This window comes from Kosakonia sp. LAM2021 (assembly GCF_016620385.1).
GTDB lineage: Bacteria > Pseudomonadota > Gammaproteobacteria > Enterobacterales > Enterobacteriaceae > Kosakonia > Kosakonia sacchari.
Genome location: NZ_JAENHT010000003.1, coordinates 338,624 through 353,103 on the forward strand (window position 1 = coordinate 338,624; position 14,480 = coordinate 353,103).

The following is a 14,480-nucleotide window of genomic DNA, read 5'->3' on the forward strand; positions in this document are numbered from 1 at the left end:
CCGCGATGAATTGAGAAGAATCTGGGGGGGCCCCTCCGCAAGGAGGGGCGGGGTAAATCAGGAGACGTGTTGCAGGAATTCCTGCAGGCGCTGACTCGGCGGATTTTCGATCAGCTGCTGAGGGTTGCCATCTTCGGCAATGCGGCCTTTGTCGATGAAAATCAGGCGTGAGGCCACTTTCTCGGCGAAGCCGATTTCGTGGGTCACGATCACCATGGTCATGCCTTCTTCGGCCAGGTCCTGCATTACTTTCAGCACTTCATGACGGAGTTCCGGGTCAAGTGCAGAGGTTGGCTCATCAAACAGCATCATTTTCGGTTTAACTGCCAGCGCGCGGGCAATCGCCACACGCTGCTGCTGACCACCGGAAAGCTCAGACGGATAGTGATGACCTCGCTCGGCGAGACCAACTTTCGCCAGCAGATCTTTCGCCAGCTTTTCCGCGTCCTCTTTCTTTGCACCACGCACACGAAGCGGGCCAAACATGACGTTTTCCAGCGCGGTCAGGTGCGGGAACAGATAAAACTGCTGGAACACCATACCCGCTTCCTGGCGGATCAGGCGCTCGTCCACTTTCGGATCGTTAACTTTCAGACCGTCGACAATCAGATCGCCGCTGGTGATCTCTTCCAGCTTGTTAATGCAGCGCAGCAGCGTCGATTTCCCGGAACCCGACGGCCCGATAATCACCACCACTTCACCCTGAGTAATGTTCAAGTCGATGTTATGCAGCACCTGGGTTTGACCGAAGTGCTTGGAAACGTTTTTAAATTCAATCACAGGATTTTCATCCTTTTTTCAAGACGGCGGAGCACGATGTTCAGCGCCTGGGTAATGATCAGATAAATCACCCCGACGGCGGTCCAGATTTCCAGCGCACGGAAGTTACCGGCAATGATTTCCTGGCCCTGACGGGTTAATTCGGCTGCGCCGATAACAATAAACAGCGAGGTATCTTTGATGCTGATGATCAGCTGGTTACCCAGCGGCGGCAGCATGCGGCGCAGCGCCAGCGGCATGATCACATGGCGGATAGTTTCAACGCGGGAAAGCCCCAGCGCCTGGCCCGCTTCGCTGAACCCTTTATGGATGGACAGCACGGAGCCGCGGGTGATTTCGGCGATATAAGCCCCGGAGTTGATCATGATGGTGATCACTGCGGCGCTGAAGGTGTCGATACGGATATCGGGGAAGGCCATCGGCAAGGCGAAATAAATGTACATCACCTGAACGACGATTGGCGTACCGCGAATAACTTCGATGAAAATCAGTGCGATGTGGTTAGAAATCCAGCCGCCATAGGTACGGGCTAAACCGGCCAGCAGGCCGATAACGATGCCGCCAGCCAGACCAAGGATCGAGATCCATAAGGTCATTTTGGCCCCGTCAAGCAAAAGCGGAATGGCGGGCCAGATGGCGCTCCAGTCAAACTGCATGATGTGTTCCTGTATACCGTGGTTTTAACAAAAAGCATCGGAGGCGAAAGCCGCCTCCGAGATGTAACGCTTTATTTTTTAATAATTATTTAGGTTCGGTGCCGAACCATTTTTTGTAGATTTCGTTGTAAGTACCGTTGTCGTGCAGCGTTTTCAGCGCACCGTTTACTTTTTCGCGCAGTTCATCGCTGCCTTTCGGGAAGGCGATACCGTACTGCTGCGCTTCCAGAGAGTCGCCGACAGCTTTGAACTTGCCGTTGCCAGCGGTTTTGATGAAGTAAAGGATGTTCGGCGTGTCGTGCAGTACTGCGTCAGCGCGACCAGTGCCCAGCTCCATATACGCGTTATCGATGTTCGGGAATTGACGCAGATCTTTAGTTTTGATGTTCGCTTTTGCGTAATCAACAGAACCGGTGCCGCTCTTCACTGCCAGCACTTTACCATCAAGGTCTTTCACGCTTTTCACGTCGTTGTTGTTGGCTTTCACCATCACCAGCAGACCGCTTTTGTAGTAGCCGTCAGAGAAATCGATGGCTTTTTTACGCTCTTCCGTAATGGTGATACCCGCCAGCGCCAGATCGATATTTTTGGTTTGCAGCGCAGGGATGATGCCGCTGAAATCCATCGGCTTCAGTTCGTAATCCAGTTTCAGTTCTTTGGCGATTGCTGCCCACAGGTCCACGTCGAAACCAACATATTGGTTACCTTGTTTGAATTCGAAAGGAACGAACGCAGTGTCGGTGGCGACAACCAGTTTTTTGTCAGCAGCCTGAGAAGAAACGGCAAAAGCGAGAGCGAGTGCAGCCAGGGAAAATTTCAATACAGACTTCATAGTTTTTCCTTTTGTATCCGGGGAACGAACCCCTGCGAGAATGAACGCAGTATGAAAAAATCATGCCAGGTTTACAACCTATTGTTTTGTAAAGGCGAACCTTTAACCGGTTGCACAATAAGTGTAGCAACAATAGCCGCATGCACCATTTTGAGTCACTATTTTGGTGCATTCTGGCGGCGTGGCCTGTTTTGCTTTTTTTTAGCGCAGTTCGTGGGGTAAAAACAATCACTTATTAACAATTTTGTGATGGGATAATTACGAAGTGGTAACTTTGTGCGTGGGAAGGGAAGAAAAGGCGCACTGTAATAGTGCAAAACCCTGCGCGGGATGCGCAGGGCGTATAGGCAAAACTTATGGATTACTCAATGTTGGACTCAATGAACCACAAGAATTGATCCAGGTCGCGGGAAGCGGCGGTAAAGATATCAGCGGTATCTTCGTCTTTCGCTTCGCCAATCGCTTTACGTATATCATTGGCGACCACGGCGTAACGATCGGCCAGTTCTTTGAGGTGATCCTGCACGCTATGAATATCCAGCGGGTAGCTTTTCAGCGCGGTTTTGCTGTTAATCACCTGCGTGGTGCCGAGTGCGACACCGCCCAGCTGTACGGCGCGTTCTGCCATGGTATCAAGGTGGGTTACTAGCGCTGTACGGAAGCCATCCAGCATTTCATGTACGGCAATGAAGTTAGCACCGCGCATATTCCAGTGGGCCTGTTTAGTGATCAGAGACAGGTCAATAAACTGGATCACCTGGCGATTCAGCAGCTCGATGGTCGCTTTTTTATCGCTATCCGATACATCGTTACGGGTATAAAGCAGATTAGACGCTTTCGTTTTAACCAGTTTAGCGGTACTCATAATCTCATATCCTCTTGATGTTTGTGTCCCAGGAAATTACCGAAACTAAGTATAGCACCAGATTTTTGCTGCCAGTCTTGGCTGTACCTATCAGTTCGATAGCGAATATAAAATATAGGAAAGAATTTCAGGATGACGCAACTAATCAAATGAAATGTAAGATAATTCTAATGACTTATTATTTCTAAAATGCGAATGATTCTATTTAATGCAGGATGCTGGGAAAAGTAAGAAATAATGTCTGCTATGAGGGGAGAATATTTGGCATAAGAAGCATCTCATGCCAAATAATAGTTATTTAACCGATATCAATTTCTTTGACTGTCGCTTCCCGACGCAGCGTGAGTGTCGAGCCCATCGACGCGATAATAATCGCCGCCAGCGCCAGCGCTTGCTGGAAAGTTAGCGTTTCACCGAGGAAAATCATGCCGGAAATAGCCGCCATCGCGGGTTCCATACTCATCAATGTGCCGAATGTGCGAGTCGGTAAGCGCGTCAGGGCGATCATCTCCAGCGAGTAAGGCAGGGCGGTGGATAAAATCGCCACCGCGATCCCCAGCGGCAGAACAGACCAGTGCCACAGCACTTCGCCCGCCTGGAACGCGCCAAGCGGCACAAAAACTACCGCCGCAATTAATGAACCCAACGCTACTGTTGCCGGGCCATGCTCTTCCCCGGCGCGCTGCCCGGAAAGGATATAGATTGCCCAGCACGCGCCGGCACCAAGGGCAAACGCCGCGCCAGTGAGATCAACATGTGAAACATTTTCGCCCAGCGGCAGCAGATACCAGAGGCCAAGTACAGCCAGGATCACCCAGATGAAATCCACCGGGCGGCGTGAGGCGAAAAGCGCCACCGCCAGCGGGCCGGTAAATTCCAGCGCTACCGCGACGCCGAGCGGTATCGTCTGGATCGATAAATAGAACATATAGTTCATGGCGCCGAGCGACAGGCCGTAAAACAGCAGTGGAAGACGCTGTTCACGGGTAAAACGTAAACGCCAGGGCTTGAACACTACGACCAAAATAAGGGTGCCAAGTGCGAGACGCAGCGCGGTGACGCCGGGTGCGCCAACAATCGGAAAAAGCGATTTCGCCAGCGACGCGCCTCCCTGAATGGACATCATCGCGACAAGCAATATTAATACCGGCAACCACACCGGCAATTTACGAGACTGCGCAGGCATCCTTTCTCCCGTCAATTTCTGTCAAATAAAGTAAAAGAGGCAGTTTACTTGAATTACCCCCGGCTGGTTGAGCGTTTGTTGAAAAAAAGTAACTGAAAAATCCGTAGAATAGCGCCGCTCTGATGGTTAATTAACCTAGGCAATTAAGAATTATCTGGATGAATGTGCCATTAAATGCGCAGCATAATGGTGCGTTGTGTGGGAAAACTGCTTCTTTTTGAAAGGGTTGGTCAGTGGCGGAAACTTTCTGTTACATCAAATGGCCCTTTAGACCCCAATTCCCGCAAAGAGTTTCTTAACTAATTTTGATATATTTAAATGCGTAGGACGTAGGATTTACTTGAAGCACATTTGAGGTGGATTATGAAAAAAATTGCATGTCTTTCAGCACTGGCCGCACTTCTGGCGGTTTCTGCAGGTTCCGCAGTAGCAGCTACTTCAACCGTAACTGGCGGTTACGCTCAGAGCGACGCTCAGGGTATTGCTAACAAAACTAACGGTTTCAACCTGAAATATCGCTACGAGCAGGACAACAACCCGCTGGGTGTTATCGGTTCCTTTACTTACACTGAAAAAGATCGCACCGAAAGCAGCGTTTATAACAAAGCGCAGTACTACGGCATCACCGCAGGCCCGGCTTACCGCATCAACGATTGGGCGAGCATCTACGGTGTTGTGGGTGTAGGTTATGGTAAATTCCAGCAGACCGTAGACACCGCTAAAGTGTCTGACACCAGCGACTACGGTTTCTCTTACGGTGCTGGTCTGCAGTTCAACCCGATGGAAAACGTTGCTCTGGACTTCTCCTACGAGCAGAGCCGTATCCGTAGCGTAGACGTTGGCACCTGGATTGCCGGCGTTGGTTACCGCTTCTAATCGCTTCGGCGATAATAAAAAATCCGCCCACTGGGCGGATTTTTTTTGCCTGCAATCTGCTTCAGAAATTACCACTTACTGCGCGTATCGAAGAGATCCGTGCCGAGATGGTTGTAGTCAACTTTCTGTAACTTAAAGTTGGTAATGTACGCTGGCCCGGCTTTTTGCTCGGACATAAAACGGTAAGGATTTTTAATCTGCTCTGCGCTAATCCCGGTCCACTGCGAAAAGAAGCTCAAAAAGTCGTTCGCTGAACGGCGCGCTTTAATCACCCGATGTTTAGTATCGTCGCTGGAAAGCACCATAAACGGCACCTGGAAGTCCTGTTGAAAGGTATCGGCATGCGCCAGGTACTGCACTTCTTTTCCGCGTTCTTTAATCGCCAGCCCGTGATCCGAGAAGTAAACCATCGAGAAACTTTCGCCGGTATTGACCAGTTGCGAATACATTTTTCCGAGGAAATCATCGGTCTGCGTGATGGAATAGAGGTAGCATGAAGTCTCTTTTGACTGCACAAACTCGTTGTATTTGCCGCCGGTGCGATCGCAGGCCTGCGGGTGCGAGCCCATCAAATGCAACACAATCAGCTGCGGCTGGGTGCGTTTTGTGCTCAGCACCTGGTTGGTGAGTTTTAACAGATCCTCGTCGCGCGTATTTTTATCTGCTTCGAAGTCGCCGCGTTTCAAAAACTGCACTTCATCGGCACGCTTTGCGATACTGGCGATGGCCGTGTCGTATTCGCCAATCTGTCCCTGATTAGAAAACCACCACGTCTGGAAACCGGCACGGTTAGCCAGCGTAACAAAATTATCCTGATACTGCGGTTTGTCTCCCTCCACGCGGTTTAACGTCAGGCCAAGGGATTTTTGTGTTGAACCGCTCGCGGAAATATAATCCGTAAACAGCGTGCCGTTTACCTGGCTGGCAAACGGGGTATTGTTCCAGTGGCCGCCAAAGGCGCCCAGCGCGTCACGACGTGCACTTTCGCCAATTACCACCACGTAAGTATGGTATTTCGGTTTCACCGCCAGCACAGTCCAGGTGTCTTTCACACTGGCGAGCGCGGCCATATTTTTCTGTTCTTCTTTGACTACATAGTAGTTAAACGCCACGTCGCGCACGAAACGAAGCACCGGAACACCGGTATCAATGATCCTGAATTCGTAACCTTTGAAGTGGTTTTGCACCGGGCCAATAAAATAAGAAGCGATGCACACAATCGTGCCCAACGTGTCCCATTTTAGCCATGGTGTCGAACGCACGATAATCCGACGGCGCAGCGAAATAACGCCCAGCGCAAAAATGAATACGCCAATAGCATAGTGATACCACGGGAAGATAGTCAGAATTTCCGTCGACTCTTCCATATTGGTCGACAGCAGCGCCAGCAGCGTATTGAAGTTCGGCGCGCCGTATGCCCGGCCAAAGGGGAAATAACAGGCGGCAACCAACGAGATAATCCCGAGAACGGTTTTCTGCGCACGAGGCGCATGACGCCAGAGGATCAGCAGCGCGCAGGTTAAAAGCACCGCATACATCACGCTAAATTCATAACCCAGAGCGAAGTTAATCAACATCGATTGTAAAAAGTAGAAACCCGTCCACGGGTTGAGCGTCTGGCTGCGAAAGGCAACGGATTCTTTAAGGATTAGGCTCATAGATTACTGTCATGAAAACGCCATGTGCTCACCCTGGCGTTAAGGGTCAAAACCTGCCGGACAGTGCGTGTGAAGAGGGGAGGGGGTCCGCATCTGCGAGCCGCAATTTGTGCAGGGCAGCGCAAAGATAGAGCGAGGCGCGTCGAAGGTCAACAGGGGCTAAGCGGTTGTTTTGAGAGAATGATTGCAAATCCAGCAAAAATACGCTGATTTTTAGACGAATTAGCCAGTATGACGGGGGATTGTGACAGAAAAATGAAGCGGCGTACCGCGACGCCGCATTAGTGAGAAGATTTGTCGGAGTCCTGCTGAGGTTTGCCGGTAATGATATCGGACAACATATTCAGCAGCATTAAACGGACTTTAAAAGGAGAGTGACTAAACACGCGCATACACCTCTTGAACTCATTCATCGTTACCTCCTGCCATTTTCATGCCCTTCGTTCCATGAAGAGTGAACGCATTACATACAGATATAGCACAGGCTATGTTCTATAGCTATGGCTAAGACGTTAATTTTTTGTGCTGATTCACGGATGGTTTACAATGGCGTTTCTCTTATATGATGCTGCACAGGTGTCACACCTTCAGAGGAAGCACAATGAACCGTCGCGCAGGTAAGCCAACAATAAAAAAAGTGACGCTGGTAAATGTAGAAGAGCATGTTGAAGGCTTTCGTCAGGTGCGTGAAGCGCATCGTCGCGAGCTGATTGATGACTATGTTGAACTGATTTCGGATTTGATCCGCGAAGTGGGCGAAGCCCGCCAGGTGGATATGGCTGCCCGTCTTGGCGTTTCACAACCGACGGTTGCGAAAATGTTAAAAAGACTGGCGACAGTCGGCTTAATTGAACAGATCCCCTGGCGCGGCGTTTTTTTGACTGCGGAAGGTGAGAGGCTGGCGCAGGAGAGCCGCGAGCGGCACCAAATCGTTGAGAGCTTCCTGCTGGTGCTGGGCGTGAGCCCGGAGATTGCGCGTCGCGATGCCGAAGGTATGGAACATCACGTTAGCGAGGAAACGCTGGAGTGTTTCCGTCGCTTCACTCTGCAACACGAGCAACCGCCTGAATGACTATGCCCTTCATTCGCGCCCTGGCGCGCGATCGCTTCCTGCATCTGTTACTGCTTATTGGTATTGCACTGTGCTTTTTTGTCCCGTTTGCGCCGAAAACCTGGCCGGGTGCGATTGACTGGCACACCATTATTACCCTTAGCGGGTTGATGCTGCTGACTAAAGGCGTTGAGCTGAGCGGTTATTTTGATGTGATTGGGCGGCGTATGGTGCGCCGTTTTCATCATCAACGCAGGCTGGCGATGTTTATGGTGCTGGCGGCGGCGCTTCTCTCTACATTTCTCACCAATGATGTGGCGCTGTTTATTGTGGTGCCGCTGACCATCACGCTGAAGAAACTGTGCGAAATTCCGGTTAACCGGCTGATCATTTTTGAAGCGCTGGCGGTGAATGCCGGGTCGTTATTAACGCCTATCGGAAACCCACAAAATATTCTTATCTGGGGGCGCTCTGGCCTCTCTTTCCCCGCGTTTATCTGGCAGATGGCGCCGCTGGCGCTGGCAATGATGGTCACGCTGTTGGTGGTGTGCTGGTTCTGTTTTCCGAAAAAAGCGCTTAACTACCACAGCGGCGTACAAACGCCGGACTGGCAACCCCGTCTGGTGTGGAGCTGCCTCGGTTTCTACATAATCTTTATTACCGCGCTGGAGCTGAAACAGGAGCTGTGGGGGCTGGCAATTGTCGCCGTCGGCTTCTTGCTACTGGCGCGCCGGGTAGTGCTGAGCGTGGACTGGACGCTGTTGCTGGTTTTTATCGCCATGTTTATTGATGTCCACCTGCTGATTCAGTTGCCTGCGCTGCATTCGGTGCTGAACAGCGCCAGCCAGTTGTCACCTTCAGGGTTGTGGTTGACGGCCATTGGCCTGTCGCAATTTATCAGTAACGTGCCTGCGACCATTTTGCTGCTCAATTATGTGCCGCCGGATACGCTGCTGGCATGGGCGGTGAACGTTGGCGGCTTTGGTTTGCTGCCCGGTTCGCTGGCCAATCTTATCGCGCTGCGTATGGCAAACGATCGCCGCATCTGGTGGCGCTTTCATCTTTATTCCATGCCGATGCTGCTGTGGGCGGCGCTGGTGGGATACGGATTACTCTTATTCAGATAGTGCTGATTTGTCAGTTTATCCTGGCAAATGTATAGCAACCGCCTAACTTTAGTTAACGGCGCATCCTTGGCGCCGTTACCTGACAGGACTGTTGCGAAACTATGGCAGAAAACACAACGCATCCTGACGATGTTCAGGACGATAACAATCAAAATCCACGTAAACGCCCCGGAAAGAAGCCACTGATTATCCTCGCCCTTGTTGTCGGCGTGATGGTGATTGTTGCGCTGGTGTGGTGGTTTTTAACCCGTAATGAAGAAACTACTGACGACGCTTTTACCGATGGCGACGCGGTGACGATTGCGCCGAAGGTGGCAGGTTATGTCACTGAGTTGCGGGTGAAAGATAATCAGCGCGTCAAGAAAGGGGATTTGCTGGTCACTATTGACCCGCGCGATGCCACCGCGCAGCGCGATCAGGCGAAAGCGCAACTGGGGCTTGCGACCGCCCAGCTACACCAGGCGCAGGCACAACTGGACTTATCAAAAGTGCAGTATCCCGCTCAGCGTGATGAAGCGCGCGCGCAGGTGCTGAAAGCAAAAGCCGATCTGGCAAACGCCGAAGCCGCTTACCGTCGCCAGCGCGGTGTCGATCCACGTGCCACCACACAGCAAAATATCGATAGCGCTAATGCCCAGTTGCGTAGTGCTCAGGCACAGCTTGCCAGTGCGCAGGCACAGCTGGAAGTCGCCGACCAGGTGCAGTTGCAAATCCGTCAGCAGGAAACCAATGTCGAAGCGCGCCAGCAGCAAGTGGCGCAGGCAAAAGCGCAGCTGGAAACCGCGAATCTGAATTTATCCTGGACGGAAGTGCGTGCGCCTTTCGATGGCTTTATCACCAAACGCAACGTGCAAAACGGTACGTTAGTGCAGGCAGGCACCGCGTTGTTTTCCCTGGTCTCACCAGATGTGTGGGTGGTGGCCAACTTTAAAGAGTCGCAGCTTGAGCGTATGCGTCCGGGGAATAAAGTTAGCGTCAAAGTGGATGCGTGGCCTGATCTGGAGCTGGAAGGGCATATCGATAGCATCCAACAGGGCAGCGGGTCGAAGTTCGCCGCTTTTCCTTCAGAAAATGCGACCGGCAACTTTGTCAAAATCGTCCAGCGCGTACCGGTGAAAATCGTTATCGATAAAGGTCTGGATCCCAACAAACCGTTGCCGTTAGGCCTTTCCGTTGAACCGAAGGTGACGCTGGAATGACGGATCACAGCCACGAGAACTGGAAACCCGCCAGTAACCCGTGGGCGGTGGCGTGGGTCGTCACCCTTGCGGTGTTTATGGAGATCCTCGATACCACGATTGTTAACGTGGCGCTGCCGCACGTCGCCGGATCGCTCTCCGCCAGTTATGACGAATCAACATGGGTGCTGACCAGCTACCTGGTGGCGAACGGTATCGTTCTGCCGATCTCCGCTTTTCTCAGCCGCACCTTCGGGCGCAAGCAGTTTTTCCTGATCTGCATTGTGATGTTTACCGTCTGTTCGTTTCTGTGCGGCATCGCCACTGAGCTTTGGCAAATCATCCTGTTTCGTATTTTGCAGGGCTTTTTTGGCGGTGGTTTGCAGCCCACGCAGCAATCGGTGTTGCTGGATTACTTCAAACCGGAAGATCGCGGCAAAGCCTTTGGTTTGTCCTCTATCGCCATTATTGTCGCCCCGGTGTTGGGGCCAACGCTGGGCGGCTGGATAACCGATAACTACTCCTGGCGCTGGGTCTTTTTTATCAACATTCCGGTGGGCATTGTCACGGTACTGGCGATTTACCAGTTGCTGGAAGATCCGCCCTGGGAGCGCAAATCGAAGCAGAAATTGTCTATCGACTGGCCGGGCATTGGCCTGATTGCGCTGGGGCTGGGCTGTCTGCAAGTGATGCTCGATCGCGGTGAAGATGAAGACTGGTTCAACTCCGATTTCACCCGCATTTTCGCTGTCCTCACTGCGATTGGTATTGTCGGGGCCATTTACTGGCTGCTGTATGCCAAAAAGCCGGTGGTCGACTTGCGCTGTATGGCGGATAAAAACTTTACGGTTTCCAGCTTGCTGATGGCTGGCATGGCGATGATCCTCTATGGCAGCTCGGTGGTGATCCCACAACTGGCGCAGCAGGATCTGGGCTACACCGCCACCTGGTCCGGGTTGGTGCTGTCGCCCGGCGCGGTGTTGATTGTGCTGACCATTCCGCTGGTGCTGAAACTGATGCCGGTGGTGCAGACGCGCTGGATCATCGCCTTCGGCTTTTTCTGCCTGGCGGCCTCATTCTGGTGGTCGCGCACACTGGCTCCGGATATCGACTTTGAAACGCTGATGCTGTTTCGCAGTGCGCAGTCGATTGGGCTGGGTTTCCTGTTTGTACCGTTGACGACCATCGCCTTTATCTCGATCCCGCGCCAGCTAAATGCCGATGCGGCGGCGCTGTTTACCATGTTCCGTAACGTGGCGGGATCGGTTGGTATTTCGCTGTCAACGGCGGCGATCACCGAGCGCTCGCAGGCACATATGTCGCACTTATCAGAGCATACCTCTCCCTTTAATGAGCAATTTCAGCTGGCGTTGCGTGAATCCGCCGAGGCGATTCGTAACTTCACCAGCCTGGTCGGCGATCCGCTGAGTAGCGCCACGGGGCAGATGTACAAAACGATGATCGCCCAGTCGCGTTTTCTGGCCTATATCGACGTTTTCACCGTGCTCAGCCTGGTGGCGATGTTGCTGATCCCCTTTTGTTTATTGCTTTCGCCGATCAAAAGCGAAGGTAGCGCAGGAGCACATTAATATGACGTGGTGTCGTTTTCCCGTAACCCTGTTATCGCTGTGGCTTGCAGGCTGTGCCGTCGGGCCGGATTACCAGGCGCCCAAACCGCAAATGCCTGCGCGCTGGAACGATCCGGGTGACAAAGCGGTAAAATCGCAGACCTCTTCGCAGGCGGTGAATCCGCGCTGGTGGACAACCTTCCAGTCACCGCAGTTGAACAGCCTGATTGATCGGGCGATTAAAGATAATCTCTCGCTCCAGCAAACCGTGCTGCGCATTGCCGGTGCGCGCGAGCAGATTAATCAGGCGGGCGGCGCGTTTCTGCCAGCGGTTAACGGTTCGCTGAAAGCGACTCGCCAGCAACTGGGTATTGAAGGCGAGCTGAAATCTCATAACGTCGAAGGCCAGTTGCAGGACGCCGACCCGGCGATCAGCGGGGCCCTCGGGGCACTTACCCAACCGGTGAATCTCTATCAGGGCAGTTTTGACGCCCAGTGGGAGCTGGATCTGTGGGGCAAAGTGCGACGCCAGGTAGAAGCGGCGTCCGCGCAGCAGCAGCAGGCAATTGAACAACGTAACGATGCGCTGGTGTCGCTGGAAGCCGAAGTGGCGCGCGCGTGGTTGCAACTGCGCGGTGCGCAGAACATCATCAGCACACTGAAAACACAAATCGACAGCGCGCAGCAGACATTTACGCTGACCGAAAACCGACAAAAAGGTGGGCTTTCTCCCCAGTTGGATGTGGAAAATGCCCGCGCCCAGGTCGGCAACCTGGAAGCGCAACTCCCGCAATATGAAGCGCAGGAGCGCCAGGCGATGAACGCGTTAGCTATTCTGCTCGGTAAACCGCCCGGTGCGCTGGACAGCGAATTGCGCAATGCGCAGCCGTTACCCGCACTGCCGGACATTGTGCCCACCGGAATTCCCTCGACGCTGGCGCGTCGTCGACCGGACGTTCGGGAAGCGGAAGCCAGCCTGCATGCGGCGACGGCACAGATTGGCGTTTCGGTTGCGCAGTTGTTCCCCAGCTTGTCATTGAGCGGCCAGTTTGGTCTGCGCAACAGCGAAACCAACTGGCTTACCGACTGGAGCAGCCATTTTTATAGCTTCGGACCGCAGATTTCGATTCCCATTTTCCAGGGGGGGCGGCTGGTATCGAGCGTCAAGCTGGCGCGTGCTGAGCAGGGCGCGGCGGTGCTGAACTATCGCCAGACGGTGCTCAGTGCGCTGGGTGATGTGGAAAATGCGCTGGTCAGTTACCGCGCCGATCAGCAGCGTGAAGCAGGACTGGATAAAACGCTCAGTGCGCTGCAAAACGCCTTCTCGCTTGCCACCGACAGCTACCGTCAGGGGATCGCCAGTTTTATCGATGTGCTGGATGCTCAGCGTCAGCTGGCGCAGGCCAGCCAGCAGCGCGAGCAGGCGCGGGTACAAAGCAGCCTCGATCTGGTGGCGTTGTATAAAGCGCTCGGCGGCGGCTGGGAACCGTATCAGAATGTGCAACTCCCTGATTACAAAGTGTTTGGCGATGCGCCGCGCGGATAATCAGAGAATTGGGCAAGAAACAGGCAGGATCCTCACATTCGCCGCCGCAGAGGATTGCGTATAACTGTCTGCGTCAACTAAACAGATGAGGAGACGCCATCATGCGCTACAAAAAACTGGGCAATACCGGACTGTTTGTTTCTGAACTGTGCCTCGGCACCATGACATTTGGCGGTGACGACAGCGAGAGCATGTGGAGCAAAATCGGCCAGTTGCAACAGGCGCAAGCCGAGCAACTGGTCGGCAGCGCGCTCGATGCCGGCATTAACTTTATCGATACCGCGAACGTCTATTCCGACGGGCGTTCGGAAGAGATCACCGGCCAGGCGCTGAAAAACCTGAAAGTGCCGCGAGAAAATGTCATTGTCGCCACCAAAGTGTTTGGCGAAACCGGCACCGCCGGGGTGAACTCACGCGGCAGTTCGCGCTATCACATCATGAATAGCGTGAAAGAGAGCCTCAAGCGCATGCAACTGGATCATATTGATCTCTACCAGTTGCACGGCTTTGATCCGGCCACACCTATTGAGGAGACGCTTTACGCGCTGGATAACCTCGTTCAGCACGGGCATGTGCGCTATATCGGCGTCTCTAACTGGGCGGCGTGGCAAATCGCCAAAGCGCTGGGGATTTCGGAGCGTCTTGGGCTGGCGCGCTTTGCCTCGCTACAGGCTTACTACACCATTGCTGGTCGCGATCTGGAACGTGAACTGGTGCCGATGATGCAGAGCGAAGGCGTGGGGTTGATGGTCTGGAGCCCGCTGGCGGGCGGTTTGCTGAGCGGCAAATATAGCCGCGACGGTCAGGCACAAGCCGGTGGGCGCCGTCTGGCGTTTGATTTCCCGCCGGTGAATAAAGACCGCGCCTTTGATTGCGTGGACGTTATGCGCACCATCGCCGACAGCAAAGGGGTTTCCGTGGCGCAAATCGCGCTGGCCTGGCTGCTGCATCAACCGGTGGTCAGCAGCGTGATTATTGGCGCGAAACGCCCGGAACAACTGGACGATAACATTGCGGCGACGGCGATCCGCCTCAGCGATGACGAACTGCAACAGCTGGATGCGGTGAGCGCACTGCCGCGTGAATATCCCGGCTGGATGTTTGAGCGCCAGGGTGAATATCGCCGTAACCAGTTAAAACAACAGTAATTATCCTTC

General features: G+C 53.3%; 14 protein-coding genes. 7 read left to right on the top strand and 7 right to left on the bottom strand.

What is annotated here, in order from left to right; all coding sequences use genetic code 11:
• Positions 1-57: 57 nt before the first annotated feature.
• The 5 genes from glnQ to rhtA form a co-directional block, all read right to left on the bottom strand.
• Positions 58-780, bottom strand: coding sequence for a glutamine ABC transporter ATP-binding protein GlnQ (gene glnQ, locus JKP81_RS10420; RefSeq protein WP_200551663.1), 723 nt, complete (start codon positions 778-780; stop codon positions 58-60).
• On the bottom strand, positions 777-1,436 hold the full coding sequence (glnP, locus tag JKP81_RS10425) for a glutamine ABC transporter permease GlnP (protein ID WP_200551664.1): 660 nt from the start codon (positions 1,434-1,436) through the stop codon (positions 777-779). The genes glnQ and glnP overlap by 4 nt, the downstream gene beginning before the upstream one ends.
• Before the next feature lie 85 nt (positions 1,437-1,521).
• Positions 1,522-2,268: a glutamine ABC transporter substrate-binding protein GlnH gene (glnH, locus tag JKP81_RS10430; protein WP_017456023.1), complete on the bottom strand. Its 747-nt coding sequence runs from the start codon at positions 2,266-2,268 to the stop codon at positions 1,522-1,524.
• Positions 2,269-2,629: 361 nt separating this feature from the next.
• The gene (gene dps, locus JKP81_RS10435) at positions 2,630-3,133 is read right to left on the bottom strand and encodes a DNA starvation/stationary phase protection protein Dps (protein WP_200551665.1); all 504 of its coding nucleotides are present in this window, start codon (positions 3,131-3,133) and stop codon (positions 2,630-2,632) included.
• Positions 3,134-3,431: 298 nt separating this feature from the next.
• Positions 3,432-4,319: a threonine/homoserine exporter RhtA gene (gene rhtA, locus JKP81_RS10440; protein WP_017456025.1), complete on the bottom strand. Its 888-nt coding sequence runs from the start codon at positions 4,317-4,319 to the stop codon at positions 3,432-3,434.
• A gap of 363 nt (positions 4,320-4,682) precedes the next feature.
• On the opposite strand from rhtA, the gene ompX reads away from it, so the two are divergent.
• Positions 4,683-5,195, top strand: coding sequence for an outer membrane protein OmpX (gene ompX / locus JKP81_RS10445; protein ID WP_017456026.1), 513 nt, complete (start codon positions 4,683-4,685; stop codon positions 5,193-5,195).
• 68 nt (positions 5,196-5,263) lie between these two features.
• On the opposite strand, the gene JKP81_RS10450 is transcribed toward ompX, so the two are convergent.
• Both JKP81_RS10450 and mntS read right to left on the bottom strand, forming a co-directional pair.
• Entirely contained in the window at positions 5,264-6,853 is a 1,590-nt protein-coding gene (locus JKP81_RS10450; protein ID WP_200551666.1) for a phosphoethanolamine transferase, read from the bottom strand.
• Positions 6,854-7,134: 281 nt separating this feature from the next.
• Complete coding sequence (gene mntS, locus JKP81_RS10455; RefSeq protein WP_017456028.1) at positions 7,135-7,266, bottom strand: manganase accumulation protein MntS; 132 nt, start codon at positions 7,264-7,266, stop codon at positions 7,135-7,137.
• A 188-nt stretch (positions 7,267-7,454) separates the two neighbouring features.
• Here mntS and mntR point away from each other — a divergent pair, with 188 nt between their 5' ends.
• The 6 genes from mntR to JKP81_RS10485 all read left to right on the top strand — a co-directional run bounded on the left by mntR (position 7,455) and on the right by JKP81_RS10485 (position 14,471).
• Positions 7,455-7,925 carry a manganese-binding transcriptional regulator MntR gene (gene mntR, locus JKP81_RS10460; RefSeq protein ID WP_200551667.1) on the top strand — a complete coding sequence of 157 codons (471 nt, stop codon included), beginning with the start codon at positions 7,455-7,457 and terminating at the stop codon, positions 7,923-7,925.
• On the top strand, positions 7,922-9,031 hold the full coding sequence (locus JKP81_RS10465) for an anion transporter (RefSeq protein ID WP_200551668.1): 1,110 nt from the start codon (positions 7,922-7,924) through the stop codon (positions 9,029-9,031). Before mntR ends, JKP81_RS10465 begins: the two co-directional genes overlap by 4 nt.
• 101 nt (positions 9,032-9,132) lie before the next feature.
• Complete coding sequence (locus tag JKP81_RS10470; RefSeq protein ID WP_200551669.1) at positions 9,133-10,230, top strand: HlyD family secretion protein; 1,098 nt, start codon at positions 9,133-9,135, stop codon at positions 10,228-10,230.
• The gene (locus tag JKP81_RS10475; RefSeq protein WP_200551670.1) at positions 10,227-11,798 is read left to right on the top strand and encodes a DHA2 family efflux MFS transporter permease subunit; all 1,572 of its coding nucleotides are present in this window, start codon (positions 10,227-10,229) and stop codon (positions 11,796-11,798) included. Before JKP81_RS10470 ends, JKP81_RS10475 begins: the two co-directional genes overlap by 4 nt.
• A gap of 1 nt (position 11,799) precedes the next feature.
• The gene (locus JKP81_RS10480) at positions 11,800-13,323 is read left to right on the top strand and encodes an efflux transporter outer membrane subunit (RefSeq protein ID WP_200551671.1); all 1,524 of its coding nucleotides are present in this window, start codon (positions 11,800-11,802) and stop codon (positions 13,321-13,323) included.
• 101 nt (positions 13,324-13,424) lie between these two features.
• Positions 13,425-14,471, top strand: a complete 1,047-nt coding sequence (locus JKP81_RS10485) for an aldo/keto reductase (RefSeq protein ID WP_017456034.1) — start codon at positions 13,425-13,427, stop codon at positions 14,469-14,471.
• Positions 14,472-14,480 lie beyond the last annotated feature (9 nt).

Excerpts from the sequence above, each read along its gene's own strand:
- JKP81_RS10480 (WP_200551671.1), top strand. The coding sequence starts at position 11,800 with ATGACGTGGTGTCGTTTTCCCGTAACCCTGTTATCGCTGTGGCTTGCA.
- glnH (WP_017456023.1), bottom strand. The coding sequence starts at position 2,268 with ATGAAGTCTGTATTGAAATTTTCCCTGGCTGCACTCGCTCTCGCTTTT.
- glnP (WP_200551664.1), bottom strand. The coding sequence starts at position 1,436 with ATGCAGTTTGACTGGAGCGCCATCTGGCCCGCCATTCCGCTTTTGCTT.
- JKP81_RS10485 (WP_017456034.1), top strand. The coding sequence starts at position 13,425 with ATGCGCTACAAAAAACTGGGCAATACCGGACTGTTTGTTTCTGAACTG.
- JKP81_RS10465 (WP_200551668.1), top strand. The coding sequence starts at position 7,922 with ATGACTATGCCCTTCATTCGCGCCCTGGCGCGCGATCGCTTCCTGCAT.
- JKP81_RS10470 (WP_200551669.1), top strand. The coding sequence starts at position 9,133 with ATGGCAGAAAACACAACGCATCCTGACGATGTTCAGGACGATAACAAT.
- JKP81_RS10475 (WP_200551670.1), top strand. The coding sequence starts at position 10,227 with ATGACGGATCACAGCCACGAGAACTGGAAACCCGCCAGTAACCCGTGG.
- mntR (WP_200551667.1), top strand. The coding sequence starts at position 7,455 with ATGAACCGTCGCGCAGGTAAGCCAACAATAAAAAAAGTGACGCTGGTA.
- rhtA (WP_017456025.1), bottom strand. The coding sequence starts at position 4,319 with ATGCCTGCGCAGTCTCGTAAATTGCCGGTGTGGTTGCCGGTATTAATA.
- ompX (WP_017456026.1), top strand. The coding sequence starts at position 4,683 with ATGAAAAAAATTGCATGTCTTTCAGCACTGGCCGCACTTCTGGCGGTT.
- dps (WP_200551665.1), bottom strand. The coding sequence starts at position 3,133 with ATGAGTACCGCTAAACTGGTTAAAACGAAAGCGTCTAATCTGCTTTAT.
- JKP81_RS10450 (WP_200551666.1), bottom strand. The coding sequence starts at position 6,853 with ATGAGCCTAATCCTTAAAGAATCCGTTGCCTTTCGCAGCCAGACGCTC.
- mntS (WP_017456028.1), bottom strand. The coding sequence starts at position 7,266 with ATGAATGAGTTCAAGAGGTGTATGCGCGTGTTTAGTCACTCTCCTTTT.